The organism is Micromonospora chersina, from assembly GCF_900091475.1.
Classification (GTDB): Bacteria; Actinomycetota; Actinomycetes; order Mycobacteriales; family Micromonosporaceae; genus Micromonospora; species Micromonospora chersina.
Map to the genome: position 1 here is coordinate 1,530,846 of NZ_FMIB01000002.1, position 23,111 is coordinate 1,553,956.

Annotated in this window: 20 protein-coding genes; 7 read left to right on the forward strand and 13 right to left on the reverse strand. The window is 74.6% G+C overall.

The window, feature by feature from the left end:
• Window positions 1-15: 15 nt before the first annotated feature.
• Window positions 16-468: a cysteine dioxygenase gene (locus GA0070603_RS07105; RefSeq protein WP_091308965.1), complete on the reverse strand. Its 453-nt coding sequence runs from the start codon at window positions 466-468 to the stop codon at window positions 16-18.
• Between the two features lie 117 nt (window positions 469-585).
• A complete protein-coding gene (locus tag GA0070603_RS07110; protein ID WP_091308967.1) occupies window positions 586-963 on the reverse strand; it encodes a cupin domain-containing protein in 378 nt (125 codons plus the stop codon).
• Between the two features lie 68 nt (window positions 964-1,031).
• On the opposite strand from GA0070603_RS07110, the gene GA0070603_RS07115 reads away from it, so the two are divergent.
• On the forward strand, window positions 1,032-1,424 hold the full coding sequence (locus GA0070603_RS07115; protein WP_091308969.1) for an ankyrin repeat domain-containing protein: 393 nt from the start codon (window positions 1,032-1,034) through the stop codon (window positions 1,422-1,424).
• A gap of 85 nt (window positions 1,425-1,509) precedes the next feature.
• Window positions 1,510-2,433 (forward strand): DUF3500 domain-containing protein, encoded by a 924-nt coding sequence (locus tag GA0070603_RS07120; RefSeq protein ID WP_091308971.1) that lies wholly within the window; start codon window positions 1,510-1,512, stop codon window positions 2,431-2,433.
• 12 nt (window positions 2,434-2,445) lie between these two features.
• Here the strand turns inward: GA0070603_RS07120 and GA0070603_RS07125 are convergent, their stop codons facing one another.
• The 7 genes from GA0070603_RS07125 to GA0070603_RS07155 form a co-directional block, all read right to left on the reverse strand.
• On the reverse strand, window positions 2,446-3,204 hold the full coding sequence (locus GA0070603_RS07125) for a class I SAM-dependent methyltransferase (RefSeq protein WP_091308973.1): 759 nt from the start codon (window positions 3,202-3,204) through the stop codon (window positions 2,446-2,448).
• 42 nt (window positions 3,205-3,246) lie between these two features.
• Window positions 3,247-3,750: a DUF2231 domain-containing protein gene (locus GA0070603_RS07130; protein WP_091308975.1), complete on the reverse strand. Its 504-nt coding sequence runs from the start codon at window positions 3,748-3,750 to the stop codon at window positions 3,247-3,249.
• A 76-nt stretch (window positions 3,751-3,826) separates the two neighbouring features.
• Window positions 3,827-4,567 (reverse strand): GAF and ANTAR domain-containing protein, encoded by a 741-nt coding sequence (locus GA0070603_RS07135; protein ID WP_091308977.1) that lies wholly within the window; start codon window positions 4,565-4,567, stop codon window positions 3,827-3,829.
• A 189-nt stretch (window positions 4,568-4,756) separates the two neighbouring features.
• Window positions 4,757-7,048 (reverse strand): accessory Sec system translocase SecA2, encoded by a 2,292-nt coding sequence (gene secA2 / locus GA0070603_RS07140; protein WP_091308979.1) that lies wholly within the window; start codon window positions 7,046-7,048, stop codon window positions 4,757-4,759.
• A gap of 108 nt (window positions 7,049-7,156) precedes the next feature.
• Window positions 7,157-8,905: an ABC transporter ATP-binding protein gene (locus GA0070603_RS07145; protein ID WP_091308980.1), complete on the reverse strand. Its 1,749-nt coding sequence runs from the start codon at window positions 8,903-8,905 to the stop codon at window positions 7,157-7,159.
• A gap of 29 nt (window positions 8,906-8,934) precedes the next feature.
• The gene (locus GA0070603_RS07150) at window positions 8,935-10,023 is read right to left on the reverse strand and encodes a zinc-binding dehydrogenase (RefSeq protein WP_091308982.1); all 1,089 of its coding nucleotides are present in this window, start codon (window positions 10,021-10,023) and stop codon (window positions 8,935-8,937) included.
• Window positions 10,016-11,056, reverse strand: coding sequence for a Gfo/Idh/MocA family protein (locus GA0070603_RS07155; protein WP_091308984.1), 1,041 nt, complete (start codon window positions 11,054-11,056; stop codon window positions 10,016-10,018). The genes GA0070603_RS07150 and GA0070603_RS07155 overlap by 8 nt, the downstream gene beginning before the upstream one ends.
• 249 nt (window positions 11,057-11,305) lie before the next feature.
• Here GA0070603_RS07155 and GA0070603_RS07160 point away from each other — a divergent pair, with 249 nt between their 5' ends.
• From GA0070603_RS07160 to ctaD, 5 genes are all read left to right on the forward strand, one after another.
• Complete coding sequence (locus GA0070603_RS07160) at window positions 11,306-12,286, forward strand: glucosyl-3-phosphoglycerate synthase (RefSeq protein WP_244282688.1); 981 nt, start codon at window positions 11,306-11,308, stop codon at window positions 12,284-12,286.
• Between the two features lie 22 nt (window positions 12,287-12,308).
• A complete protein-coding gene (locus GA0070603_RS07165; protein ID WP_091308986.1) occupies window positions 12,309-13,463 on the forward strand; it encodes a glycosyltransferase in 1,155 nt (384 codons plus the stop codon).
• A 103-nt stretch (window positions 13,464-13,566) separates the two neighbouring features.
• Window positions 13,567-14,031, forward strand: a complete 465-nt coding sequence (locus GA0070603_RS07170) for a DUF4383 domain-containing protein (RefSeq protein WP_091308988.1) — start codon at window positions 13,567-13,569, stop codon at window positions 14,029-14,031.
• Window positions 14,032-14,126: 95 nt separating this feature from the next.
• A complete protein-coding gene (locus tag GA0070603_RS07175) occupies window positions 14,127-14,858 on the forward strand; it encodes an ATP-binding protein (protein ID WP_091308991.1) in 732 nt (243 codons plus the stop codon).
• Between the two features lie 87 nt (window positions 14,859-14,945).
• Window positions 14,946-16,946 carry an aa3-type cytochrome oxidase subunit I gene (ctaD, locus tag GA0070603_RS07180; RefSeq protein ID WP_091308993.1) on the forward strand — a complete coding sequence of 667 codons (2,001 nt, stop codon included), beginning with the start codon at window positions 14,946-14,948 and terminating at the stop codon, window positions 16,944-16,946.
• Window positions 16,947-17,086: 140 nt separating this feature from the next.
• Here ctaD and GA0070603_RS07185 read toward each other — a convergent pair whose 3' ends face one another.
• The 4 genes from GA0070603_RS07185 to GA0070603_RS07200 form a co-directional block, all read right to left on the reverse strand.
• Window positions 17,087-18,220 carry a SigB/SigF/SigG family RNA polymerase sigma factor gene (locus GA0070603_RS07185; protein ID WP_091308995.1) on the reverse strand — a complete coding sequence of 378 codons (1,134 nt, stop codon included), beginning with the start codon at window positions 18,218-18,220 and terminating at the stop codon, window positions 17,087-17,089.
• A 242-nt stretch (window positions 18,221-18,462) separates the two neighbouring features.
• Window positions 18,463-19,833 carry a hypothetical protein gene (locus GA0070603_RS07190; RefSeq protein WP_091321653.1) on the reverse strand — a complete coding sequence of 457 codons (1,371 nt, stop codon included), beginning with the start codon at window positions 19,831-19,833 and terminating at the stop codon, window positions 18,463-18,465.
• A 285-nt stretch (window positions 19,834-20,118) separates the two neighbouring features.
• Entirely contained in the window at window positions 20,119-21,879 is a 1,761-nt protein-coding gene (locus GA0070603_RS07195; RefSeq protein ID WP_091308997.1) for a thiamine pyrophosphate-binding protein, read from the reverse strand.
• Window positions 21,872-22,999 (reverse strand): baeRF2 domain-containing protein, encoded by a 1,128-nt coding sequence (locus tag GA0070603_RS07200; RefSeq protein ID WP_091309000.1) that lies wholly within the window; start codon window positions 22,997-22,999, stop codon window positions 21,872-21,874. Before GA0070603_RS07200 ends, GA0070603_RS07195 begins: the two co-directional genes overlap by 8 nt.
• Window positions 23,000-23,111: the final 112 nt, after the last annotated feature.

The window sequence follows — 23,111 nt, forward strand, 5'->3', positions numbered from 1 at the left end:
GGGGTGCGGGCCGGTTCACCAGGCGACGCCGGCCTCGGCCACCTCGGCGACCAGGAGTTGCCCGGCGGCGAGGCGGTAGCGGGTCATCCGGCGCAGCGCGGGCCGGTAGACGTGCACACTGACCGCCGGCTGGTCGTCCCGGTTGGTGACCACGTGGACGTGCCGGGGGCCGAAGCGCCGGCCGGTGCCGGCGGCGAGCCGGTGCGGGCGCAACCGGCCACCGCCGACGGTCTCCTCCACGAGGGCGCCGGCGACGACCAGGAAGGCGCCCGAGGAGCCGCCGTGGTCGTGCAGGTCGGTGCCCTGCCCGGGCAGCCAGCTCAGCGCCCACACCTCGTGCTCGTCGTCGGCGGCGAGCCGCGCGTACCACCGCTCGGCGCGGTCGAAGCGCAGCGGCACGGGCCAGCGGGTCGGGTCGGCCCAGCGGGCGGCGACGGTGAGCGGGTCGGACGGATCGGTGCTGGTCATCGGCGGGGGCGTCCTCACGGTGCGGGCGGCGCGTGCCCCCTCACTATAGGCGTTAAACCCTATAGGTTTAGTAGGTAATACTGAATGCTGGGACGGTCCGGTCCGCGGGTCGGACGGTCAGCGCAGGACGGGCGGGTCCACCCGGTAGCCGGGCACCGACGGCCAGCGCACGGTGAGCACCACCGACTCGCGCTCCGCGTACCAGGAGTGGTCCACGCCCCGGCCCCAGACCACGTAGTCGCCGGGGGCGCGCAGCACCACGGTGCGGTCCCGCAGCTCGATCCGGAACGCGCCGCTGATCAGCACCAGCAGGGCGGTACGCCGCTCGCCGGTGGCCCACTGGGAACGGGTCTCCCCCGCCGGGTGCACGCCCCACTTCACCTCGACCTCGGTGCTGTGCCGGACGTCGCCGAGCGGCTTGAAGTGGCCCAGCAGCCAGCCCGCGTCGGTCGCCCCGTCCACCGCCGCGTTGCCGACGTACACCCGATCGTCCATCCACGCCTCCCGTGCCGGCTCGGCAAGCTACCAGGCGGGACCGGCGGGGCGCCCACTAACCTGGACGGATGCCCGACGAACTCGACGCCGAGACGCTCGCCTTCGCCCACCGGATGTTCGACCTGGCCCGTGCCGGGACGACCGACGAGCTGGCGGCGAACGTGGACGCGGGGCTGCCGGTCAACCTGACCAACGCCAAGGGCGACACGCTGCTCATCCTGGCCGCGTACCACGCCCACCCGGAGACCGTGGGCGCGCTGCTCGCCCGCGGCGCCGACCCCGCCCGGACCAACGACCGGGGGCAGACGGCGCTCGCCGCGGCGGTGTTCCGCAGGAACGCCGAGGCGGTCCGGGCGCTGCTCGACGCCGGCGCCGACCCCGAGCACGGCGACCCGTCGGCGGTCGAGACGGCGCGCTTCTTCGACCTTCCCGAGATGCTCACCCTCCTCGGCCGGAGCTGACCGGCCGGGCGAGGTGCCGGCGTGCCCGACGCGGCCGGCGGCGGGGCGGTATACAGGTGCGGTGGAGGATCCCGTACCCGAGCAGATGCGCGCGGCGGCCGGCGCGCTGCTGGCGGCGCTCGACGAGCCGGCCCGGCAGCGGGCCCGGCACGACTTCGACGACGAGCCGGCCCGCCGGTGGCTGGAGTACCGGCCCCGGCCCCGGCCCGGCGCCAGCCTCGCCGACCTGGACGTCACCGCCCGCAAGGCCGCCCACCGGCTGCTCGCCACCGCGCTCAGCCCCGCCGCGTACGCCCAGGCCATGGCCGTGGTGGCCCTCGAAGAGGTGCTCGACCGGGCGGAGGGCTGGCGGCGCGGCCGGCACAGCGGCGACTACTGGGTGGCCGTGTTCGGCGACCCGGCGCGCGACGACCGGTGGGCGTGGCGGTTCGAGGGACACCACCTGTCGGTGAGCATGACAGTGGTCGACGACCAGGTCTCCCCCGCCCCGATCTTCCTCGGCGCCAACCCGGCCACCGTCCGGCACGCCGGCCGGCCGGTCTCCCGGCCGCTCGGGCCGGAGGAGGACCTGGCGCGGGAGCTGCTCGACGCGCTCGGTCCCGCGGGTCGAACCGCCGCGGTCGTCGCCGACGAGGCGCCCGCCGACATCATCAGCGCCACCCGGCCCCGCGCACCCGGACGGCTCGACCCGCTCGGCGTGCCCCGGGACCGGCTCACCCCGACCGGCCGGGCGCTGCTGGACCGGCTCGTCGCGCTCTACCTGGACCGGCTACCGCCGGAGTTGGCCGCGCGGGAGGCGGGCCGGCTGGCGGGCGGCGAGCTGCATTTCGCCTGGGCCGGCCCGGCCGGGCCGGGTCAGCGGCACTACTACCGGATCCAGGGCGACGACCTGCTGATCGAGTACGACAACACCACCGAGGACGGCAACCACGCGCACACCGTGCTGCGCCGCCCGGCCAGCGACTTCGGCGCCGACGTGCTGGCCGCCCACCACGCCGCCGCGCACTGACCTCGGCCGGGGTCAGGGTCGCCGGGCCTCGATGAGGAAGCGTTGGGCGTGGGCGACGAACGGGCCCTCGGCGCGGATGCGCTCGTGCAGGCGGCGCAGCTCGGCCCGGTAGCGGTCGACGGTGAAGCCGGGCACGGTCCAGATCACCTTGCGCAGGAACCAGACCACCGCGCCGACGTCGTGGAAGACGGTCCGGAGGGTGGCCGTGCGGAGGTCCACCACGGTCAGCCCGGCGGCCTCGGCGGCGGCGACAGCCTGCTCCGGGTGGCGGCTGGCCGGGGGCGGCAGCGGTCCGAGGATGGCCTCACTCAGCTCGCGGACGGTGCCGGCGCCGATCTGCTGGGACAGGTAGCCGCCGCCGGGGCGCAGCACCCGGGCGATCTCGTCCCACCAGGTGTCCACCGGGTGCCGGCTGACCACCAGGTCGAACGACGCGTCGCGGAACGGCAGCGGCGGCCGGTCGGCCACCTGGACGACGGAGGCGCCGATCCGGCCCAGCGTCCGCCGCGCCACCGGCACGTTGGGCGGCCACGCCTCGGTGGCGACCAGCAGCGGCGGCGGGGCGGGGACCTCGGCCAGCACCTCTCCCCCGCCGGTGTCGATGTCCAGCGCGGCGCGGACGGTGGCCATCCGGGCGGCCACCAGGCGGGCGTAGCCCCAGGGCGGTCGTTCCTCGGTGGCCCGGCCGGCAAGCCAGGCGAAGCCCCAGCCCTCGACCGGCGCCGCCGCGCCCTCGGCGATCAACTCGTCGGCATCCCGCTCCGTGTCCACCGGCAGAGCCTGGCGGCCGGGGCGGCCGGCGGCAAGGCGTTTTCAGGCCTTCGGGCGGATGATCTCCACGGTGGCGCCGGGGATGTCCCGGAGCGCCTCGAAGCCGGTCGGCTCGGCGGCGCGGCCCCGGTCGAACTGGCGCATCAGCCGGGCGCCCAGCCACACCCCCACCGAACCCACGGCCAGCGCGAGCAGTTCCGTGGCCACCTCGACACCGGTCGCGCCCCGTTGCGGCGCGTGCGCCCGCATCAGGCAGGTGAGCAGGAACAGCGCCGCCATCGCGGCGTTGACCAGGTTGAACGTGACAGCGGTGCGGCGGGTGCGGCCGGCCCGCACGTCCCACAGGTCGACCATCCCGGCGACCGCCGTCAGCGCGGCGGCGACCAGGGCGGCGACCGCCGTCCAGTAGCCCACCTCGCCGAGGAAGGCCGGACCGCCGGCCACGTCGGCCAGGTCGAAGACCGCGGCGCTGACGAAGAGTCCGAAGGGGAACGTCACCAGCATCGGTTGGATCGGATGGCCCTGCACTTGCAGCCGGCTCTCCATCGGTTCCTCCCCAGGTCGGATCAGCTCACCAGTCCAGGGTGCTACCCGAGGCCCACCGGGGTGAAACGAATGTCGCTCAGTTGTCCCGGGGCCGGGAGACGGTGAGCACGAGCCGCTCGGCCACCTCGCGCAGCGGTATGTCCAACGAGGAGGCGGCGCTGCGGAGCACGTCCAGCGCCTCCGGGGCGGGGCAGCCGCGCTGCGTCATGATCACGCCGACGGCCTGCCCGACGACCCCCTCCGCCAGCAGCGTGGTGTCGAGCTGATCGGCCCGGGCGGCCTGCCGCTCCCGGTCGCGGGCGGCGGCGAGCAGCAGCCCGGCGTGCTCGGCGAGCAGCATGGCGGTGAGCTGGTGCCGGGGGGTCAGCGCGCCGGCCGACTCGGCGTAGAGGTTTATCGCTCCGATGACCTGCTCGTCCACGTCCACCGGCGCGGAGATCACCCCGTGCACGCCGAGGCCGCGGGCCCGCTCGGCCCAGGCCGGCCAGGGCGACTCCTCGGCCAGGTCGGCGGCGGTGATCATCTCGCGCCGCCGGATCGCGGTCATGGCGGGTGTGTCCGGGCCGTGCCGCAGGTCGTCCAGCTCCGCCCGCGCGGGGTCGGAGGCGGCCACGCCGGCGGGCTCACCGGCGCGCAGCGCCGTGAAGCCGCAGCAGTCCACCCCGGGTACGGCGTCCCGGGCGATCCGGACCAGCCGGTCCAGCGCCTCGTCGAAGCCGGCGACCGCGATCAGGCCGGCGGTCAGCTCCCGCAGCAGCGCGGCGGTCTCCAGAACCCCGAGCGTGTCGATCATGGGCTCCCGCGTGTCGAGGTTCACCGGGCCACGGCCTCCGCCACCTCCGCGTCCGTGTACGCGGTGTCCCCGTCCGGCGCCGTTGCCTGTCCCATGTCCACTCTTCTCCCTGACTCGAAGCCCCGGCCTACTACCCTCGCAAACCAGGATCGAAACCGCGCAAAGGGGTCCCTTCCGGCGCGGTACGCACCGGAAGGGACCCCTCGCGGATGGTCAGCGGGAGCCGATGAGCCGCCGCCCCACCGAGGCGATCAGCCGGTCCAGCTCGGAGCCGAACGGGTTGTCGTGGACCAGGTAGGTCCACGTGGCGGTCGGCCGCACCAGCTTGGCGGAGTCCGGCTCCCACCCGTCGTCGAACTCGGTCTCCTCGAAGGTGGCGATGGTCCGCGTCTCGATCTCGGGGATCAGCTCGTTGAACGCCGGCACCGCGCTGCGGTGGAACTCGTCCAGCGGGTCGAGCCGGCCCAGCGCCCGCAGGTGCACGCCCTCGCGCACCTCGGAGAGCTCGGCCAGGTGGTCGGCCCAGAGGCGGTCCAGGTGGTAGAGGGCGATCGTGCGGGCCACCTCGGCGAGCAGGTCCTCGTCCATCTCGCCGGCCTTCTCCGGCACCCGCTCCAGCAGCATCAGGGCGGCGACGTCGCTGGTGAGCAGCCGCTCCCGGCGCTCGGCGAGCGCCTTGCGCTGCTGCTCGATCACCTGGCTGTAGCGCCAGGTGTTGCGGTGGATCTCGTGGTTGACACCCTCGGCGACCCGCTGGGCGTGCTCGACCGCGTAGTCGACCTGCGGGTCGGTGACCAGGCCGTCGGCGTTCATCCGCGGGGACGGCGGGACGGTGTCGCCGGCGTGCCGGACGACCAGGTCGTCCTCCAGGCTGACGAGGAAGACCGAGCCACCCGGGTCGCCCTGCCGGCCGGCCCGACCGCGGAGCTGGTCGTCGACCCGGCGGCTGTCGTGCCGGCCGCTGCCGATCACGTAGAGACCGCCCAGCTCCGCCACCCGCTCGCGGTCGGACTGGTCGCTGCCGCCGAGCCGGATGTCGACGCCCCGGCCAGCCATCTGGGTGGAGACCGTCACCGCGCCGTACGCGCCGGCCTCGGCGATGATCCCCGCCTCCTCGTCGTCGTTCTTGGCGTTGAGGACGACACAGGGCACCCCGGCGGCGTGCAGGCCCGCCGCGAGGCCCTCGGACTCCTTGACGTCGAGGGTGCCGACCAGCACCGGGCGGCCGGCCTCGTGGCAGCGCCGGATCTCGTCGATCAGCGCCTCCTCCTTCTCGGCCCGGGTGGCGTAGATCCGGTCCGGCTCGTCCTCCCGGATGCACGGGGTGTTCGGCGGGATCACCGCCACCTCGAGGCCGAAGAACTCGCGGAGCTGGTCGCCGACGAGGACCGCGGTCGCGGTCATCCCGCAGACCGTGGGGTAGAGCGCGATGTAGGCCTGGACGGTGATGGTGCCGAGCACCTCACCCTCGGCCGTGGCGTCCAGGCCCTCCTTGGCCTCGACCGCCGCCTGGAGCCCGTCCGGCCAGCGGCGGCGCTGGGCCACCCGGCCGCGCATCTCGTCGATCAGCTCGACCGACTTCTCGCGGACGATGTAGTCGACGTCGCGGTGCAGCAGCGCGTGCGCGTGCAGCGCCACGTTGACCGCGGAGAGCTGCGCGACGTGCTCCTCGTCGTAGAGGTCGATGCCGCCGAGCTTCGCCTCGACGGTGGCCAGGCCCGCCGAGGTGAAGGCGACGCTGCGGCCGTCCTCGGCGATCGTGTAGTGCTTGCCCTTGCGCAGGCCCCGGACCAGCGCGGCGGCGGCGTGCACCGGGTCCTGCTCGCCGGGAACCGCGCCGGCCAGGACCATCGGCACGCGGGCCTCGTCGATGAGGATGGAGTCGGCCTCGTCGACGATCGCGGTCTTCAGCGTCGGCTGGACCCGGTCGGCCAGGTCGGTGACGAGCTGGTCGCGGAGGAAGTCGAAGCCGGCCTCGCTGACCGACACGTAGGTGACGTCGCACGCGTACGCGGCACGCCGCTCCTCGGGGGTGGACGCCTCGTTGACCCAGCCGACCGTGAGGCCCAGCAGGGTGTAGACCGGGCCCATCCACTCGGCGTCGCGGCGGGCCAGGTAGTCGTTGACGGTGAGCACGTGCACCGGGCCGTTGCCCAGCCGGACGTGCCCGTACGCGGCGATGGTCGCGGTGAGCGTCTTGCCCTCGCCGGTGGCCATCTCGGCGACCTTGCCGGAGAGCAGCGCCATGGCGCCGAGCAGCTGGACGTCGTACGGCCGCTGGTCGAGGCCGCGGCGGGCCGCCTCGCGGCCGATCGCGCAGATCTCCTCGTAGCCCGTGGCCTGCCCGGCCGCCTCGGTCAGCTCCGCGTCGGAGAGCTTCTCCAGCTCCCCCTCGCGGCCCTCGATCGCCGGCAGCAGCTTCTCCAGCGGGGCCAGGTCGACAGTCGTCCCCGGGCGCTCGAGGAACCGCCGGAACCTGCTCTTCAGACGTTGCGACACACCCATGAGCGGCAACGGTACGCGAACCGGAGCCGATTGTGACCCCCGCCCGGCGCGGGCGCCGGACCGTGTCCGGATTGTGCCGCGTTTCCGCAGGTCAGGACGTTTTCGTGATCACCCGACGAGGAGCTGGTGGGTGGCCAGCTCCCGGTAGAGCGGGCTCGTCGAGGTCAGCTCGTCGTGGGTGCCGGTCGCGACCACCCGGCCGCCGTCGAGCACCACGATCTGGTCGGCGTCCACCACGGTGGAGAGGCGGTGCGCCACGATCAACAGGGTGCGGCGCACCGCGACGGCGTCGATGGCCCGCCGCAGCGCCGCCTCGTTGCGGGCGTCGAGGTTGCTGGTCGGCTCGTCGAGCAGCAGCACCGGCGGCCCGGCCAGCAGCGCCCGGGCGATGGCCAGCCGCTGCCGTTCCCCGCCGGAGAGCAGCACGCCGCCCTCCCCGACCTGCACGTCCAGCCCGTCGGCCGTCCGTTCGGCCAGGTGCCCGAGGTTGACCTCGTCGAGCACGGCGCGCAGCCGGTCGTCGGTGGCGTCCGGCGCGGTGATCAGCAGGTTGTCCCGGAGCGTGCCGGCGAGCACCGGCGCCTCCTGCTCGACGTAGCCGAGCCGGGCCCGCAGCGCGTCCCGGGGCAGGTCGCGCACGTCCACCCCGTCCAGGCGCAGCGTGCCCCCGGTCACCTCGTAGAAGCGCTCGACCAGGGCGAGCAGTGTCGACTTGCCGGCGCCCGACGGGCCGACCAGGGCGGTCCGGGTGCCGGCCGGCACCGTGAAGCTCACCTCGTGCAGCACCGGCGGGCCGCCCGGATAGCCGAAGCCGACCCGGTCGAACTCCACGGCCGCCGGCCCGGTCGCGACGGGCCGGGCGGTCACCGGGGCGGGCCGGTCGTCCGCCCCCTCCCCCGGCACGGCGAGGATCTCCTCGATCCGGGCCAGCGCGCCGAGCCCGCTCTGGAGCTGGGTGTACGCGTGCACCGCCTGCCCCAGCGGCAGCACCAGGAAGAACAGGAACATCACGAAGGCCACCAGGTCGCCCACGCTGATCGCCCCGGAGGCCACCCGGGCCCCGCCCACGGCCAGCACCAGCAGGAACGCGCCCTGGACGGTGACCGTGCTGGCCGGACCGACGACGGCCTGCGCCCGGGCCACCCGCAGCCCGGCCGCGTACGCCTCGGTCGCGCTCGCCGCCACGGTGGCGGTCTCCCGCCGCTCGGCGCGGCTGGCCCGGATGGTCCGGGCCGCCGAGATGGCCCGCTCGACGGCCGAGGTCATCTCGCCGACCCGTTCCTGGGCCTGGCGGGCCAGCCCGCGCACCCGCCGGGCGACGGTGAGGGCGAAGCCGACGCCGACCGCGACGGCGGCCAGGGTCACCCCGAACAGCAGCGGGTCCAGCAGCAGCATGGCGGTGCCGGCGCCGAGCACCATGACCGCCCCCGTGACGGTCTCGAAGAGGCCGGAGGTCACCACCGCCCGCAGCAGCGTGGTGTCGGCGCCGACCCGGGACAGCAGGTCGCCGGTGCGGCGCCGGTCGTACTCGGCGATGGGCAGCCGCAGCACGTGCCCGGCGAGCCGCCGACGGGTGCCCAGCACGAGGCCCTCGGCGGTGCGCTGGAGCAGGTAGTCGCGGAGCCCGCCGAGCAGCGCGCCGACCACCACGAGCGCCACCAGCGCGACGACCAGCCCGGCGGCCGGGCGGCCGGCGGTGATCCGGTCCAGCACGCCCCGGGTGAGCAGGGGCTGGGCCAGCGCCGCCCCGGCGCCGGTGAACGACAGCGCGCCCACCGCGACGAGGGTGCCGCGGTGGGCGCGCAGGTACGGCAGCAGGGCGGCGAGCCCGGGCGGGCTCCCGGCGTCGGTGGTCATGGCAGCACGGTAACCGGGCCCGCCCAGGCTCAGCCGGTGAGCACCACCTGCAGCTCGGAGCGGCGCCGCTCGGCCAGGTCGGTGAGCAGCGCCGGCGCCTCCTCCAGCGGCACCACCGCCGAGACGAGGTGCTTGCGGATCAGGTCCCCGTACTGACGGAGCAGCTCGATGGTCTCCGCGGAGAGCCGCTCCCGGTCCCAGGTCGGGGCCAGCCCGCGCGGCACCCGGCCGATCTGGGCGCAGCGCAGCGACAGCCCGTTGTGGTGGAACTCCTCGCCGAGCCGGACCGCGTCCGCGCCGGCCTGGTAGAAGGCCAGGTCGATCACGGTGCCCTGGGGGCGCAGCAGGCGCAGCGCGAGCTGGAGCGCCCAGTCCTGGCCCCGGCACTGGAAGACCACGTCCGCGCCCCGGTCGCCGGCGGCGTGGTTCCAGCGGGTCTTCAGCACCACGGCCGGGTCGTCCGCCTCCGGGTCGAGGGTCTCCAGCCCGAGCGCCTCGGCCACCTCGCGCCGAGCCGGCGTCGGGTCGAGGACCACCACGGAGGCGGCACCGTGCCGCCGCGCGAACAGCGCGGTGAGCAGCGCGACCACCCCGCTGCCGACCACCGCCACACGCCGGCCCCGCACCCCGTCGCCGAGCGAGCGGACGTCGGTGCCGCACAGATCGGCGGCGGCGTGCAGCAGGCCGTTGGCGCAGATCGGGCCCATGTGCGCGACGTAGACGCCGAGCAGCGGGTCGAGGTCGTCGGGCAGCGGCACGAACCGCTCGGCCAGCGGGTCGGCGACGTACCCGCTGCGGTGGCCGTACGTCATGGCGCCGACCGTGCCCACGGCGACGGCCGGGGTGCGGCTCTCCACCACCCGGCCGACCTGCATGTAGCCGAGCCGGGTGACCGGGTACGGCGTGCTGGCCTCTCCCGGCTGGAACAGGCCGAGGCCGGCGTCCCAGGTGACGTTCAGGTAGGGGTTGGTGCCCTTGACGTAGCTCAGCTCGGTGCCCGCGGACACCCCGCTGTAGAGGGTCTCCACCCGGAAGGTGCCGTCCCTCAGCTCGGCCGCGTCCTGCTCGACCAGCTCGACGCGGCCCGGTCCGCTGACCACCACCACCCGGTCACGCATCGACGGTCACCCCCGTGGTCTCGGCCGGCGTCGCGTCGGCGACCGCGGCGGTGAGCCGCGCGGCCGGCCCGGTGGGCAGGGCCACCGCCCGCCCGGTACGCGCCGACTCGGCCACCGCGAGGGCCAGCCGCTGGGTGCGCAGGGCCTCGGCGTACGGAACCCGTACGTCGTCGCCGATCCCCCGGACAGCGTCGACGAAGGCCCGGTCGACGGCCACCCGGGCGCCGTCCGGGTCGGCGGGCAGGTGCCGCTCGCCGTCGGCGTCGCAGACGGTCAGACCGTCCTCGGCCAGCGACAGGGCCAGCCCGTCGGCGAGAATCTCCAGGCCGGCCCGGTACTTCCAGCCGAGCACGCAGGCCGCGGCGAGGGTGCCGACCGCGCCGGAGGCGAAGCGCAGGGTGGCCGCGGTGACCGAGTCGATGTCCGCGCCCTCCACGGGCGGCGGGGTGCCGTCGCCGTACGCGGTCACCTCGGTCGCCTCGCCCACCAGCAGCCGGACCAGGTCCAGGACGTGCGCGGCCTGCTCGACGACCGGCCCACCGGAGCGGTCCCGGCGCGCCCACCAGGCGACCGGCGGCACCTTGTCCAGCCAGGCGCCGTTGACCATCCGCACCGGACGGTCGGCGAGCATCTGCCGGGCCTCCTCCACGACGTGCAGGTAGCGCCAGTGGTGGCCGACCCCGGTGAGCAGGCCGCGCCGCTCGACCAGCGCGGCGACCCGCTCCGCGGTCTCCAGGTCCACGGCCACCGGCTTCTCCACGAACATCGGCACCCCGGCGTCGATCACCGCCTCCTCGACCGGGCCGTGCGCGAACGGCGGCACGCAGACGTAGACGGCGTCCGGGCCGGCGGCGAGCAACTCGTCGACGTCGCGGAAGGTCCGGGCGCCGTGCGCGCCGGCGAGCGCCTCCGCCGCGTCCGGGGCGACGTCGGTCACCCCGATCAGTTCCACGTCGTCGAAGCCCGTCAACACCCGGGCGTGGCGTTGCGCCACCCCGCCGGCTCCGACCAGTCCCACCCGGCACGCGCGCATGTTCTCGACCCTCTCACCGCTCCGACAGACTGCTGAGAGCACTCCCCGGGCGGCCGCGTGGTCAAACGCCGTCGGGCGCGCAATCAAACGTTCACCGCGCGGGAACCGACCGGTACGCAAGTCGTGATCACGCTGTTAGGCATGATCCGGTTAGCACGGGCACTGAAGTGGGAAAACCAGAAGCCCGTGGTTCCGCCACAACCTGGGGGTGTGCCCGTGCGGGATACAGATTCGATCGTCTCACCTGTGGTGGAGGCCTGGGCCACGTACCGCACCACGTCCGCCGACCACTGGCCGGCGCGACGCCTGCTGCGGGCCAAGGGCGCGAGCCGGGTCAGCGTGGTGCTGCCGGCGCGCAACGAGGAGGCGACCGTCGGGGCGATCGTGTCGACGATCCGCGAGCACCTCATGGACCGGGTGTCCCTCGTGGACGAGCTGATCGTGGTGGACTCCCGGTCCACCGACCGGACCGCGCAGGTGGCGCGGGCGGCGGGCGCCGAGGTGGTGAGCCAGGACGCCATGACGCGCGGGCTGCCCCGGCTCACCGGCAAGGGCGACGCGCTCTGGGCCGGGCTCGCCGCGGCCGAGGGCGACGTGGTCGCGTTCGTCGACGCCGACCTGCGGGAGTTCCGGCCGCACTTCGTCACCGGGCTGCTCGGGCCGCTGCTCACCGACCCGTCGGTCGACTTCGTGAAGGGCTTCTACCACCGCCCGCTGGTCCGGGCCACGGGGGTGGAGGCCGACGGCGGGGGCCGGGTGACCGAGCTGATGGCCCGCCCGCTGCTCAACCTGTTCTGGCCGGAGCTGGCCGGCTTCGTGCAGCCCCTCGCCGGCGAGTACGCGGGCCGCCGGGAGGTGCTGGAGCAGGTGCCGTTCGTCTCCGGCTACGGCGTGGAGACCGCGATGCTCATCGACCTGCTGGAGCTGGTCGGGCTGGACGCGCTGGCCCAGGTGGACCTGGGTGAGCGCAAGCACCGCCACCAGGACACCGCGGCGCTGGGCCGGATGTCCGCGCAGATCCTGCTGACCGCCTGGTCCCGGTTGCAGCAACGCGGCTGGGCGGTGCCCGGCGTGGCGCCGACCGCCCTGCTGACCCAGTTCCGGCGGGGCGGCTCGGAGGCGCTGCCCAACCTGGACCGCGAGATCGTGGTCAGCGACGTCTCGATCGAGGAGCGGCCGCCGCTGGCGCAGCTGCGCCACCGGGTGCCGCGGCGACGGGTCGCGGCGTGAACGAGCGAAGGGACACCGCACGATGAGTCTCACCGTCCTGATGAACGCGGGTCCCTGGTTGTCGGTGCCGCCGCCCGGCTACGGCGGGATCGAGAACGTGGTCGCCACCCTGGTGCCGGAGCTGCGCAAGCTCGGCGTGCGGGTGGTGCTCGCCTCGGTGGAGAGCAGCACGCTGCCGGTCGACGAGAAGATCTCGGTCTTCCCGGACGGGCAGTTCCACGCGCTGCAACGGCCCTACAACCAGGTCTGCGGGGTGTCCCAGGCGCACCTGAACGGGGTGGTCCGGGCGCTGCACGGCCGCGACGACATCGACCTGGTGCACGACCACGTCGAGGCGGTTGGGCTGGCCACCCTGGCCGCGATGGGCCCGGACGCCCCGCCGGCGCTGCACACCCTGCACTGGGACCTGGCCAAGCACCCCGAGCTGTACGGCAACCTGGACGGCGGCGACCGGGTGCGGGTCAACGGTGTGTCCGCCTCGCAGCTCGCCCGGGCCCCGCGCGCCCTCCAGGAGCACTCGGTGGGCCACGTGCACCTGTCCACCCCGCTCGCCGTCGGCGCGGACCGCCGGCCGGCGGTGCGCAAGGGCGAGCACGTGGTCATCCTGGGCCGGATCAACCCGGGCAAGGGGCAGGACCTGGGCGCCCGGCTGGCCCGGAAGGTCGGCTTCCCGCTGGTGCTGGCCGGCCCGGTCGGCCCGTACCACCGGCCCGAGGACCTGGCCGCGGCGGGCGACGAGGCCCGGCAGAACCCGGACGTGCGGTTCTTCTACGACCAGGTGGCCCCGCACGTCGACGGTGACCTGGTGCGCTGGGTCGGCACGGTCGCCGGGCAGGAGCGTGACGACGTGGTGGCCACGGCGCGGGCCTCGCTGTTCCCGCTGCGCTGGGAGGAGCCCGGCGGCACGGCGGTGGTGGAGTCGCTCGCGCTGGGCACGCCGGTGGTGGCCACCGCCCGGGGCTGCCTGCCCGAGCTGATCGAGCACGGCCGGACCGGGCTGCTCACCACCGACGAGGAGGAGTTGGGCGACCTGGTGCTGGCGGCCGGGCTGCTCGGTGAGGGCGAGTGCCGGCGCGAGGCGGCCGCCCGGTTCACCCCGGAGCTGATGGCCCAGCGGTACGTGGACCTGTACGAGCAGGTCCGCCAGCCCGCCGCCCGGCCGTTGCAGCTCGCCTGAGTCGTACCGCGCCCGGCCGGACCGCCGACGGTCCGGCCGGGCGCGCGTTTGTGCCCGGCGGGCCGGGGAAAGCCGCGCGGTCCCTGTCAGCTAGGAGGCCGGCATGACGAACTCGATGGCGCACTCCCGTGGGCGACGCAACCCGGCCGACGGCAAGGCACCGGTACGCCGGGCGGCGGCGGCCGTCGGCGTGCTCTTCCTGGTGATCGGTGTGCTGGGCTTCATCCCCGGCATCACCACCCACTACGGCGACCTGAAGTTCGCCGGGCACGACTCCGACGCGAAGCTGCTCGGGCTGTTCCAGACCTCGGTGCTGCACAACATCGTGCACCTGCTGTTCGGCGTCGCCGGGCTGCTGCTCGCCCGGACGGTCTCCGGAGCCCGGACGTTCCTGATCGGTGGCGGCGCGATCTACCTCGTGCTCTGGCTCTACGGAGTGGTGGTCGACCACAACAGCGGCGCGAACTTCATCCCGCTCAACGGCGCGGACAACTGGCTGCACTTCCTGCTCGGGGTCGGCATGATCGCCCTCGGACTGCTCCTCACGCGGAACCGGAACCGCCGCTGAGCGGGGCCGCGCCCGGGACGGATGTCCGGTTTCACCCGCCCCGGGCGCGGGTACTTCCCAGGTCCTCCCGACGAGACGGAAACGAGGGCCTGGGGATGTCGACCCGGATCAGGTGCGAGGTCCGCGACGAGTCGGCGGTCACCGTCGTACGGCTGGCCGGCGCGCTCGACCTGGCCACCATGCGCTCGGTGCACACGGTGCTGGACCGGTGCCTGGCGGCGCAGCCGGACGCCCTCGTGGTCGACCTGGAGAAGCTCGACGTCGCGGACCCCCTCGCCCTCTCCGTCTTCGCCGCCGCGGCCCGGCGGGCCGCGGACTGGCCGGCCGTTCCCATGGTGCTGTCGGCTCCGCCGCCGGAGACGGCGGCCTGGCTCGCCGAGACCACGGCCTGCCGGGTGGTGCCGGTCCGCCGCGACTGCGCGGAGGCGGCGGCGCTGGCCGGAGCGGTGGCGGCCCCGCGGCTGCGGGCCCGGCTGGAGCCGGTGGCCGGGGCCTGCCGGCGGGCCCGCGAGCTGGTCACCGACGCCTGCGCCCGGTGGAACATCCCGGAGCTGGCCGGCCCCGCCTCGCTGGTCCTCAGCGAACTGGTCGGCAACGTCGTCCGGCACGCCGGCACCCCGATGCAGGTGACGTTGACCCTGCGCCGGCCGTACCTGCGGGTGGCCGTGATGGACGGCAGCCCCACCGACCCGCGGGCCGCGACCGACCGGGACCTGCGCGCCGAGGGCGGCCGCGGGCTCATGCTGGTCCGCGAGCTGACCCAGCGCTGGGGCAGCAGCCCGGCGGGCGCGGGCAAGGTGGTCTGGGCCATGCTGCCGGCGAACTGACCGAATTCTTCACTCTCGCCTGGTTTGATGGGCAGAGGGTCGGGTACGCGTGCCCGTCCTGTCTGTCGTCACACGGGGTGAGAAGCCATGCCTGAGCGGGTAGTCACGGAGCCACGAGACCGGGGACCTGCCGTCCTCGCGCCGGCCCAGTTCGGCGGCTATCCCGGCCCGGTGCGGGAGGCGGTCAAGGGCAACACACTGTGGCGGCTGCTGCGCACCACCGACGCGAAGTTGATCGGCCTGCTCTACCTGGTCACGTCCTTCGCGTGGTTCATCGTCGGCGGGGTCATGGCCATGCTCATCCGGGCGGAGCTGGGCCAGCCCGGGATGCAGTTCCTCTCCCCCGAGCAGTACAACCAGCTGTTCACCATGCACGGCACGATCATGCTGCTGCTCTTCGCGACGCCGATGGTGTTCGGCTTCGGCAACTACATCGTGCCGTTGCAGATCGGCGCGCCGGATGTGGCGTTCCCCCGGCTCAACGCCTTCGCCTACTGGCTCTACCTCTTCGGGGGCCTGATCGCCGGGGCCGGGTTCTTCACCCCGCAGGGCGCGGCGGACTTCGGCTGGACCGCGTACACCCCGCTCAGCACCGCGCAGCACAGCCCTGGCGTCGGCGGGAACATGTGGGTGGTCGGCCTGGCGCTCTCCGGCCTCGGCACGATCCTCGGGGCGGTCAACCTGATCACCACGATCCTGACCCTGCGGGCACCCGGCATGACCATGTTCCGGATGCCGATCTTCACGTGGAACCTGCTGCTCACCAGCGTCCTGGTGATCTTCGTGTTTCCGCTGCTGGCCGCCGCGCTGTTCGCGCTCGCCTCGGACCGGATCCTGCACTCGCACGTCTACGACCCGACCACCGCCGGGCCGATGCTCTGGCAGCACCTCTTCTGGTTCTTCGGCCATCCCGAGGTCTACATCATCGCGCTGCCGTTCTTCGGCATCATCACCGAGATCATCCCGGTCTTCTCCCGCAAGCCGATCTTCGGTTACACGGGTCTGGTGCTCGCCACCATCGCGATCACCATCCTGTCGATGACCGTCTGGGCGCACCACATGTTCGCCACCGGTCAGGTGCTGCTGCCGTTCTTCAGCATCCTCAGCTACCTCATCGCGGTGCCGACGGGCGTGAAGTTCTTCAACTGGATCGGCACCATGTGGAAGGGCCAGATCACCTTCGAGACGCCGATGCTCTTCGCCGTCGGCTTCCTCGTCACGTTCCTGCTCGGCGGCCTGACCGGCGTCCTGCTGGCCAGCCCGCCGGCCGACTTCCACGTCACCGACACCTATTTCGTGGTGGCGCACTTCCACTACGTACTCTTCGGCACCATCGTCTTCGCCGCGTTCGGCGGGCTCTACTTCTGGTTCCCGAAGATGACGGGACGGCTGCTCGACGAGCGGCTCGGCAAGATGCACTTCTGGACCATGTTCATCGGGTTCCACGCCACCTTCCTGGTCCAGCACTGGCTGGGCGCCGAGGGCATGCCCCGCCGGTACGCCGACTACCTGCCCGGCGACGGCTTCACCAACCTCAACGTGATCTCCACCCTCGGCTCCTTCCTGCTCGGCGCGTCGACACTCTTCGTGATCTACAACATCTGGAAGTCCTGGCGGTACGGCGCCAAGGTCACTGTCGACGACCCGTGGGGCTTCGGTAACTCGCTGGAGTGGGCCACCACCTGCCCGCCGCCGCTGCGCAACTTCGACCGGATGCCGCGGATCCGCTCCGAGCGCCCGGCCTTCGACCTGAAGTACGGCCCGCTCGTCGCCGACCTCGGCCGGGACCTGCCGCAGCGCACCACCAAGCCCCCGCAGCACTTCGCCGAGGAGTTGCGCCGCGAGCGGCACGTCCCCGAGTCGCCGGCCGCCGAGGGCGCGCACGGCGCCCGTGGGGCCGTCGAGTACCAGCCCGCCCCGCAGTCGGGTGCCCGGCCGGTCGAGGTGCCGGAGCCGGAGGAGGTGCGCCGGCCCAGCTTCGAGGAGACCGACGAGCCGGAGGACACCCAGTTCGGTCCGCAACGCAGCAGGCCGACGAACCCCCGCTGGGAACACCCCCGCGGGCACGGGGACAGCACGGAGAACTGACCGGACGGCACCGCGGAGGGGCCGGCGCCGTCGGGCGCCGGCCCCTCCGCTCGGGTACGCGCGCACCGCCCGCCACGTCCTCCCTCGGATACGGCGCCGCGCCGGCCCCTGTGGACGGGAGCCGGCGCGGTCCGGACCGGTCAGTCGGCGGCGGGCAGGCCGGCCGCGGCGAGCGAGCGGCGCACCGCGGGCTGCACCCGGGTCAGCCGCAGCGGCACCCCGGTACGCGCGGCGGCGTCCCGGCCGGCCATCAGCGCGGCGATCCCGCCGGCGTCGAAGCCGCCCGCGCCCACGAGGTCGACCACCACCTCGCGGGGCTGCCCCGTGACCGCCTCCAGCATGGCCTTGCGGAGCTGGTCGGCACCGTCCCGGTCGACCTCTCCCCCGACCTCGACGACCACCCGGTCGCCGTTCTGCCGCACCGAGATCCGCGCCTTGGCCGGCTCGGACTCGGCCGCGCCGTTCTGCCAGGGCGGCGGGGCGTCGGCGAGCATGGCCTGGCGCAGCCAGGTCAGCGCCCGGGACAGCAGCCGGGACACGTGCATCTGCGAGATGCCGAACCGGGCCGCGATCTCCGCCTGGGTCTGGTTGCCGTAGAAGCGCATGGCGAGGATCCGCCGCTCGCGCCAGGGCAGCCGGTGCAGCAGGCCGCTGACCGTGACCCGGTCGTCGACCGACTCCAGGGCGTTGTCCGACTCGCCCACCAGGTCGCCGAACTCGGCGGAGCTCTCCCCGCCGACCGGCGCGTTGAGCGAGGCCGGGCTGTAGCCGGCGGCCGACTCCAGCGCGGCGAGGATCTCCTCCTCCGGCGTCTCCAGCCGCTCCGCCAGCTCGGCCACCGTGGGCGCCCGGGACAGCTCGCTGGTCAGCGCCGCGGTCGCCTGCCCGACCTCCAGGATCAGGTCGCGCAGCCGGCGCGGCACGTGCACACCCCAGGTGCGGTCCCGGAAGTGCCGTTTGATCTCGCCGACGATGGTGATGGCCGCGTACGCGGTGAACGAGCCCCGCTCGGGGTCGTACCGGTCGACGGCGTTGACCAGGCCGAGGCGGGCCACCTGCTCCAGATCCTCCAGCGGTTCCCCGCGGCCCCGGTAACGGCGGGCCAGCCGGCCGGCGAAGGGCAGCGCGAAGCGGACCAGGTCGTCCCGCGCCTCCTGCCGCCGCTCCGGTGGCAGGCCGGCGATCCGTGCCGCGTACGCCAGCGCCGCCGCGTCGAGGTCCTCCAGGCCCCGTTCGGTGGGTGGTGGTGTGGTTGTGGTGGTCTGTCCGAACATCCGCGCCTCCCTCAGGAAGGTCCCCCGCCCGGATCGGAACCGGTCGTGCGCGTGGTCGGGCCACGCACCGGGCCGGAAGTTGGGTTACGTGACGGAACGCCGGAAGCGGCGGCCGCCCGCCGCACGGCGTCGTGGGCCGTTCCGCGGCGAGCGGTGTTCCCGCTCCGTAGGTACTCAATCACGGACCGCAGGATCGCGAGGATGTTTCGCCAGGTTGGCCGGCGACCCGCCGGCCGACCGCGTCAGGAGACCAGCAACCCCTGGTGGGCGCCCGCGTCGCGCAGCGCGGCGAGGGCCTCGGCCATCCCCAGGGGCGGCGGTACGGGCAGGTCGTAGGGCTGGTTGCGCAACACCTCCGTGGCACGTCGGGTGGCGACGGCGGCCACCGGGTAGCCGCGCGCCGAGCCCCGGTCGAGGGCCCGCCGGCGGCGGCCGAACCCGGCCACCGCGAGCCACTGCGGGAGGCCCGCGACGGCCGGCGAGCGGACGCCGGGCGGCTCGGGCAGCACGTCCACCGAGCTGAACGGCTCGCTGCCGGCGAGCCACCACTCGACCCCCTGCACCCGCCGGCGGGTCGCGTTCTCGCACCAGTAGGGCACCAGCCCGGCCCGGACCACCTGCCAGGGGTCGAGCAGCCGTCCGCACTCGACCACCAGGCGGTCACCGGTCTTGCCGGCCCCGCGCAGCCAGCGCCGGTACAGGTCGGCGGTCGCCGCGCTCAGCGCGTCCGGCTGCGGGACGACGATCCGGTGCAGCGGGTGTCCGTGCCGGCCGCCCCACTCCCGGGCGTCGTGTTCGAAACCGGACTCCACGCCGTTCTCGGCGAAAGCCGCCGGCGAGGTGACGTCCGGCGGCGCCCACCGCGCCCCGTCACCGCCGGTCGAGCGGAGCACCTGGCGCAGCGCGTGGGCGTCCGGGTGGAAGTCGACCGGGTCCAGCCCGCTGGCCGGGGAGCCGACCTGGAAGCTGTGCCCGGTCCCGTCGTCCCGTACCGGCCAGGTGCGCGCGTCGTGCAGCAGCAGCACCGGCGCCCCGGGCTCCAGCCCCTCGGCCAGGAACCGGGCGTACGCCGCGGGCAGCGCGCGCCAGCGCAGCGCGAGGCTCACCAGGGCGCCCGCCGACGCGCCCCGGCTGGCCGGGCAGTGCACCTGCCGGACGTGCACGCGGGCGTTGCCGGCGAGGAGCCGTCCGGCGAGCGCCGCCCCGTGGTCGAGCGCGGCGTCCGGGCGGTCCACCGCGCCCCGGGTCCAGTGGGCGGCCACCTCGAACCCGGCGGGCAGCCAGGGCACCCCGAGCGCCACCGCCAGGTGGGCCGCCGCGCCGTGCGGCGAGCCGAACACCGCTCCGGGCCAGCGGCGGGCCGGGTACTGGCCGACGAACCAGCCGGCGACCCGTTCGAGGTCCACCTCGGCGACCTCGGCGGGGGTGAGGGCGGCCCGGGCGGCGGCGCGCGCCGCGGCGGCGCGGCGGACCGGCTCCGGGGCGCCGGTGAAGCGGGACAGCGGGCCCGGGTGGCCGAGGTCGCCGCAGTCGTCGCCGCGCAGCGCCCGGGCCGTCACGGCGACCAGGAGGCGGGCGGCGCTGCCGGGCGCCACCACCCGGTCGCCGCCCATCGCACCGTCGGCGGACTGCCCCACGGGCACCTTCCGCACCGACCCCACCTTGCCTCGTTCGCTCACCACGCGGCCCGGCTTCCCGTCCCTCTGGGGTCTAAACGGGGCATCCCCCCACGGGTCGGGCCAATCACCGGGCGGACGGCGGCACCGCGCGCCGCACGCACGGCCACCGTTCCGCCGCCCCCCGCCCACCGGCAACCAGAGGCGTCGATCATGAAGTTAGCGCCCTGGAAGTCGCTTTCCAGAGGCGCTAACGTCATGATCGACTGGCGTGCGGGTGGGCTAGAGCAGGTCCTCCGCCTCCACGGCGGTTCCGGTGTCCAGGACCCGTTCGCGTACCCGGCGGGCCGCGTCGCCGTCGGCGAACAGGCCGCGCAGGTCGGCCAGGGCCGGCTCGGGCGGATCCAGCGGGACCGCCGGGTCGACCACGGCCTCCAGCACGCTGGGCCGGTCCGCGGCGAGCACCTCGTCCCAGGCGGGACCGACCAGGTCGGGGCGGTCCACGCGCACCCCGTGCAGGCCCAGCAGCCGGGCCCAGCCGGCGTACGGCACGTCGGGCCGCCGGTCGGCGAACGCGCCGGGCGGGCGGCCGCCGCCCATCCCGGACTGGTCGCGGTTGTTCAGCACCAGCACCACGAGCCGGGGATCCCGCCACTCCTGCCAGTGGTGCGCCACGGTGATCAGCTCGGCCAGCCCGTTGAGCTGCATGGCCCCGTCGCCGAGCAGCGCGATCACCGGCTCGTCCGGGCGGGCCAGCTTCGCGGCCACCGCGTACGGCAGGCCGCAGCCCATCGAGCCGAGCGTGCCGCAGAGCTGGGCCCGGACGCCCGGCGGCAGTTCCAGGTGCCGGGCGTACCAGTAGATGACCGAGCCGACGTCCACCGCGAGCGAGCCGCGGCGCGGCACCCGCGTGGAGAGTTCCTGCAGCACCAGCTGTGGGTTGATCGGCTCGGCGGGGGCGGCCGCCCGCTCGGCGGCGGCCTCGCGCCACCTGTCGACCGAACTCTCCACCACGCCCCGCCACCGGGCGTTGGGCCGGTCCGGCACCCGGGCCAGCAGCGCGCGCAGCGTCTCCGCGGCGTCGCCCACCAGGGGCACGTCCACGGGGTACCGGGTGCCGATGCGCCGGCCGTCGATGTCGATCTGGACCGTGCGGACCTGACCGGGCATGGGGAACCAGTCCGTCCACGGGTCGTTGGTGCCGACCATGAGCAGGGTGTCGCAGCCGCCCATGAGCTGCGCGGCGGCCGTGGTGCCGACCTCGCCGAGCACGCCGGTGTGGAACGGCAGTCGCTCGTCCAGCACCGGCTTGCCCAGCAGCGAGGTGGCCACGCCCGCGCCGAGCCGGTCGGCGAGGGCCACGATCTCCTCGGCCGCGCCGTGTGCGCCCTGGCCGACCAGGATGGCCACCCGTTGGCCGGCGCCCATCAGCGCCGCGGCCGCGTCCAGGTCGACGTCGTGCGGCAGCACCCGGGCCAGCGGCTCGCCCGGGGTCGCCGACATCACGCCGGCGACCTGCGGCATCAGGTCGGGAACGGCGGCCACCTGAAGCCCGTACGGCAGCACCACGCACGTCGGGCTGCGGGTCGCCGCCGCGGTGCGGAACGCCTGGTCCAGCAGGCCCGGCACCTGCTCGGGCGTGCGGCCGTAGCGGACGAACTGATTGCAGACGTCGCCGAAGAGGCGGCTCAGCCCGATCTCCTCGTGCGCCCCACCGAGCGGGCCGGTGATGTCCTCGCCCACGACGGCCACCACCGGTTTGCTGTCCAGCTTGGCGTCGTAGAGACCGTTGAGCAGGTGCACCGCGCTGGGCCCCTGGGTGGCCAGGCACACCCCGATCCCGCCGGTGAACTTGGCGTGCCCGGTGGCCATGAACGAGGCGGTCTCCTCGTGTCGGGCGGGGATGAACTCCGGATCCCCGCCCGCCGCGTCGAGCGCCTCGACCAGGGGCGCGATCGCCGCACCCGGGTAACCGAAGGCCCGTGGCACCCGCCAGGCCCGCAACCGTTCGACGACCAGGTCCGCCACGGTGCGGTCAGCCATTGCCCCGCCCGGGTGTGCTGGCGTCGACGTAGCGCAGGACGGCGCCGACCCCGTCGGTGAGCTCCGGCGCCTCCTCGGGCGCGAGCACGGTGAGCTCCGCGTCGGTGCCGATGAGCGCCCTCAGCAGCGCGGCGTCGGCGCGCACCTTCTGCGGGTCGGACACGGACATGTCCGCCAGCTGCCGCGGGTCGGTGGCGATCTCCGTGGGCTCCGGCCCGATCCACAGCTCGCCGTCGGCGGACGGGTCGTCGACGATCAGCATGGTGTCGACCTGGTTGCGTTGCAGGGCGGAGACGACCGCGTCCAGGCCGGCGCCGACGTCCTCCTGCACGCCGAAGCGGTCCAGCGCGGTGGCGATCCGCTGGTCGGCGACCTCGGCGATGGTCTGCACGGTGATGTCGTCCATCAGCATGTCGTCGGAGCCGACGTACTCGCGGGAGCCGGCGTCCGTGCGGACCAGGACGTCCTGCCAGCGCTCCGGCAGCTGGGCGGCGATCATCCCGGTGGCCCGGATGTCCCCGGCGACCACCACCACGTCCGCGCCGACCCGGTCGGCCAGTTCGGCGGTGGCCGCGGCGGCGTCACCGGCGTTGTGGTGCCACGCCTCCATGGCGGCCCGCTGGTAGCGGGACTGCGACCAGCCGCCCGGCTGCACCCGGCGCAGCTGCCAGCTCTCCCGCCCCTTCACCGTGGCCCGGCGCGGCACCCCGCCGGCGCTGACCGCGACGGCGTCCGCGCCGGTCCGGTCGGCCAGCACCCGCACCCAGGCGATCTGCTCGCCGCGCTGCGCGACGAGCGGCATCGTGTGCGGCAGCGCGGACCAGCTCGCCAGGTCGCGCAACGGTGGCGCGGAGAGGTACTCGGTGAGCACCACCCGTCCCCGGTTGGCGAACACCGCGATGCCGTAGTCGCCGGGCATCGGGGTGTGCCGGCGGACCACCTCCTCGACCGCCTCGACGGTCGCCTGGTCGGCACCCTGCCCGATGAGGTCGCCCTTGAGCGCGCGCCAGCGCAGGTCGACCTGCGGACGCGAGTCGTGGGTGTCCCGGGAGGCGTCCATGTACACCGAGCACCAGGGCCCGGGACGGTCGTAGAGCGGGCGCAGGAAGGACAGCTGCATGCTCGACCCCTTTCCAGCTCGGCCGCACGCATACCCGCGCGAGTCCGGATGTCACCTTGCGGGCGTGGCCGCGTGACCGGCGTTCATTCACGTCGTTCAACCCGGAGAATCG

Bases quoted from the DNA above. Each gene is read 5' to 3' on its own strand.
- GA0070603_RS07105 (WP_091308965.1), bottom strand. From the start codon at position 468: ATGACCAGCACCGATCCGTCCGACCCGCTCACCGTCGCCGCCCGCTGG.
- GA0070603_RS07110 (WP_091308967.1), bottom strand. From the start codon at position 963: ATGGACGATCGGGTGTACGTCGGCAACGCGGCGGTGGACGGGGCGACC.
- GA0070603_RS07115 (WP_091308969.1), top strand. From the start codon at position 1,032: ATGCCCGACGAACTCGACGCCGAGACGCTCGCCTTCGCCCACCGGATG.
- GA0070603_RS07120 (WP_091308971.1), top strand. From the start codon at position 1,510: ATGCGCGCGGCGGCCGGCGCGCTGCTGGCGGCGCTCGACGAGCCGGCC.
- GA0070603_RS07130 (WP_091308975.1), bottom strand. From the start codon at position 3,750: ATGGAGAGCCGGCTGCAAGTGCAGGGCCATCCGATCCAACCGATGCTG.
- secA2 (WP_091308979.1), bottom strand. From the start codon at position 7,048: ATGGGTGTGTCGCAACGTCTGAAGAGCAGGTTCCGGCGGTTCCTCGAG.
- GA0070603_RS07145 (WP_091308980.1), bottom strand. From the start codon at position 8,905: ATGACCACCGACGCCGGGAGCCCGCCCGGGCTCGCCGCCCTGCTGCCG.
- GA0070603_RS07150 (WP_091308982.1), bottom strand. From the start codon at position 10,023: ATGCGTGACCGGGTGGTGGTGGTCAGCGGACCGGGCCGCGTCGAGCTG.
- GA0070603_RS07155 (WP_091308984.1), bottom strand. From the start codon at position 11,056: ATGCGCGCGTGCCGGGTGGGACTGGTCGGAGCCGGCGGGGTGGCGCAA.
- GA0070603_RS07165 (WP_091308986.1), top strand. From the start codon at position 12,309: ATGAGTCTCACCGTCCTGATGAACGCGGGTCCCTGGTTGTCGGTGCCG.
- GA0070603_RS07170 (WP_091308988.1), top strand. From the start codon at position 13,567: ATGACGAACTCGATGGCGCACTCCCGTGGGCGACGCAACCCGGCCGAC.
- GA0070603_RS07175 (WP_091308991.1), top strand. From the start codon at position 14,127: ATGTCGACCCGGATCAGGTGCGAGGTCCGCGACGAGTCGGCGGTCACC.
- ctaD (WP_091308993.1), top strand. From the start codon at position 14,946: ATGCCTGAGCGGGTAGTCACGGAGCCACGAGACCGGGGACCTGCCGTC.
- GA0070603_RS07185 (WP_091308995.1), bottom strand. From the start codon at position 18,220: ATGTTCGGACAGACCACCACAACCACACCACCACCCACCGAACGGGGC.
- GA0070603_RS07190 (WP_091321653.1), bottom strand. From the start codon at position 19,833: ATGGGCGGCGACCGGGTGGTGGCGCCCGGCAGCGCCGCCCGCCTCCTG.
- GA0070603_RS07195 (WP_091308997.1), bottom strand. From the start codon at position 21,879: ATGGCTGACCGCACCGTGGCGGACCTGGTCGTCGAACGGTTGCGGGCC.
- GA0070603_RS07200 (WP_091309000.1), bottom strand. From the start codon at position 22,999: ATGCAGCTGTCCTTCCTGCGCCCGCTCTACGACCGTCCCGGGCCCTGG.